This is a genomic window from Yoonia sp., from assembly GCF_017854415.1.
Classification (GTDB): domain Bacteria; phylum Pseudomonadota; class Alphaproteobacteria; order Rhodobacterales; family Rhodobacteraceae; genus Yoonia.
Genome location: NZ_JAFMHR010000205.1, coordinates 1 through 3287 on the forward strand (window position 1 = coordinate 1; position 3287 = coordinate 3287).

A 3287-nucleotide genomic window follows, 5' to 3' on the forward strand; every position below is an offset into this window, starting at 1 on the left:
AGTTGGTCAACTTGAAGCATGATATCTACCTGATGGCCCCCGACATAGTGCCGCGCGACATGTAACGTTCAACAATGACCGCGACGCAGGCCAATGGTGCGACCGAAATCAATGCGAATGCTGACAGCGACCACCAAGGGGTTACGGATGAATTGAGGGACACGATTGAGACCGGCAAAAGCTGGGTCTCGGTGAATGTGAGAGTGAAGGCAAAGAAGAAGTCGTTCCACCCGAAGATGAGGCAGAACATGCCTGCCACGACGAGGCCAGGAACTGAATTGGGTAGGATAACCCGAAAAAACGCACCAATCGGACTGCATCCGTCAGTCATCGCCATCTCGTCGAGTTCTTTTGGGATACCGGCAAAGAAATCAGTCATGACCCAGACCGCGATGGGCAGCAAGAGTGCTACATAGACCAGCACCAATCCAAAGATCGTATCCAGTGCGCCCAACTCTTTAAGCATCAAGAAGAACGGGATCGCGAGAACGATGGGCGGCATGATCCGTTGGGAGATAAAGAAAAACGTGATGTCGGAATTTTTAACAAAACCCAACCGATATTCAAACCGCGACAGCCCATAAGCGGCCAAGGTCCCAAGTGCCAGACTGACAAGACTTGCAATCAAGGTCACTGCGGCGGAATCGATGAACGGACCGACGATGTTAATCCCCTGCGATCCTGTTGTGAAAAGCGAGGTCCAGCCTTGTGTTGAGGGTTCATAATCCACCCAAGGTATGTAGGTCGCACCGCTTGTGATGGCATTGGCGTCCTTGAATGATGTTGTCAGTGCCCAAAGGAATGGAAAGACGACAAACAGTGACCAGCCAAAGAGGAACAGGGTTTTCAGTATGTGATAGAACTTGTTCATGTTAACCGACCTTTCCGACCAGCAAGCGCAGCAATAGCTTTGCAATCACGGTGAGGCTGACAATCATGATTACCAGATAAACCAGCGACAACGCCGCCGAGTACCCAATCTGAAAGTCGCGCAGGCCGCGAATATAGATGTAATAGGACGAGGTTTCAGTTGCTGTGCCCGGACCGCCAGAGGTTAAGACGTAAACCGTGTCCATGATTTTCGAGGCTTCGATAAGCCGGATGATCAGTGCACCGATTGTGATCGGTGCCATGAGCGGAAACGTAACCTGCCAAAATGTGCGCCAAGTGCCAGCGCCGTCAATTGCGGCAGCAAGGTAAGGCTCACGTGGAAGCGACACCAAACCAGCCAACAACAAAAGGAACATAAACGGGGTCCACTGCCAGACTTCAACAATCAGGACGCTAATGAAGGCCCCGGTCGCACTGGACAGCCAAGGCACCGCACCAATGCCAAACATTCCCAGAATGTCGTTCGCGGGGCCAAGGCTTTCGTGAAAAACTGTCCGCCAGATCACGGACATAACCACCGGTGTGGTCATCATCGGGATGAGGAACAAAACCCGCAAGAACCGCCCGCCGCGAACCTGTTTCCAGACTGCAAGCGCAAGCGCAAACCCTAACGTGTATTGCAAAGACACCGAGATCAATGACAGCAATGATAGCCGTCCAAGGCTCTGCCAAAACCGTTCGTCCGCAAAGACGCGCCCGTAGTTCTTACCGCCGATGTAATCGAGACCAGACTGGAACACATCCCAACTCGAAAAACTCACACGGATTGTGAACAGCAGTGGAAAAAGGATAATTGCGACCAGCGTCAAAAGGGCGGGCAACAAGAAAAAGTGTTTAGACGATAACATGATTTGTTCCTCGAAATTTGAGGTGGGCGTCTACAAAACGCCCACCTCTCATCTTCAGCCTTCGTTGTCTTCAAGTGTAACAACGTTGGCATATGCATCGCGCAAACGATCTTTACCGATGCGATCAGTAATTTCGGACCACTCTTTGGCCACATCATCAAGCGCCTCTTGTGCAGTCTTCTGGCCGGCCATCGCCTCGGCTACACCATTCGCCATTGACGACATGAACTGACTGACGCCTGGAACACGCAAATCAAACACGCGGTTTTGGCTCTCTTCCATCTCAGACAATGTTGTTACGTAAGTCTGAGCTGTTTTATCAGCCCAACCCTGACCTTTCCAATAATCAACATCGAAATGGCTGTTGCGGTAAGGGTTCACACCAAAGCGACCGATCTGCATGTCATGTTCAGCGTTAGCTTCGTTGGAGAAGAAGCAAAGGAAATCAAATCCCATCTCTTGCTCTTCGGACATTGAAGATACTGCTGAAGACCAGCCCCACGTCATATATGGTGCGCGGTTAGGTGTCTCGAATGTGTCCCATGCACCAGTTGTGCGATTCCAAACTTCGGAAGCCCCTGGCAGCGGTGCGGCTGCGACCATATTCCGGATCCGGCTGTCTTCTTGATTGGCCTGAATATAGGCGTCATCCCAGCTATAGCTCATCAAAGTCTGACCACCGCCAAACGAGAAGATCTCGTCGCCCAACCCAAAGTTAGTACCGCCGGGAGGGAAACTGGCCTGAGCTTCGATAAACAGTTCAAGTCCGCGCACGAAACCCGGCGTATTGATCTGCGGTTCCATTGTCTCAAGGTCAAAGAAGAACCCGCCTTGGACATCTGGGTGCTTTGCATAAGGTGCTGCACGGCTGATAAACGCTGAGAACATCAGGTCATCGCGCTTGGCGACTTCGGCAGAGCCATAGTTCAGTTCGCCGTCACCATCCCAATCGGACGCGTTGAAATATGCGGCTACCTGATTGTATTCCTCCCATGTAGCGGGAACGGTCAACTGGTTGCCTGTGTCGGCAAAATATTTAGCTTGCACATCGGCATTGTCGAACACATCCGTGCGGAACTTCAGGTAATGGCGGTCACCATCCATAGGATACTGGATCATTTCGCCGTTCCACGTCGCAACACCGGTAAAACTTGGGGTGACATCCATCATGCCCGTTGAGTTGACATAGGCCTCTGGCACAGGGGCAAGGAAGCGGCTGAAATCACCAATCCAAAGTGATGGATAAAACATCACATCATAAGCGTTCTGCTCACTTTGAAACGGGATCATGATACGTTGGAACAGGTCACCAAATGGGACGTGGACGACGTTGACTTCAGCACCGGTTAGTTCTGCAAACTGTTCCGCATGAAGCGCTGTTGGCTCGCCGATGACAGGGATCGCGTGGGTGATGATGTTCAATGTGCGCCCAGAATAATCCTTGGCGTCTGTCGCTGCATAACTACAGGTGCCCGGCAGGTCCTGTTCGATGCCAAAACGTGTGTAATCTTGTGCCGAGACAGGCACCGCAGATGAGGCGATAATCGC

The 3287-nt window shown here is 51.7% G+C and carries 3 protein-coding genes; all 3 read right to left on the minus strand.

Annotated features, from left to right (window positions below; genetic code table 11):
* Window positions 1–25: 25 nt before the first annotated feature.
* Entirely contained in the window at window positions 26–871 is an 846-nt protein-coding gene (locus QZ197_RS15410) for a carbohydrate ABC transporter permease (protein WP_273529170.1), read from the minus strand.
* Window position 872: 1 nt separating this feature from the next.
* Window positions 873–1739 (minus strand): sugar ABC transporter permease, encoded by an 867-nt coding sequence (locus QZ197_RS15415; protein ID WP_296433062.1) that lies wholly within the window; start codon window positions 1737–1739, stop codon window positions 873–875.
* A 54-nt stretch (window positions 1740–1793) separates the two neighbouring features.
* The coding region (locus tag QZ197_RS15420) for an ABC transporter substrate-binding protein (protein ID WP_363157902.1) at window positions 1794–3287 on the minus strand (1494 nt) is incomplete at its 5' end.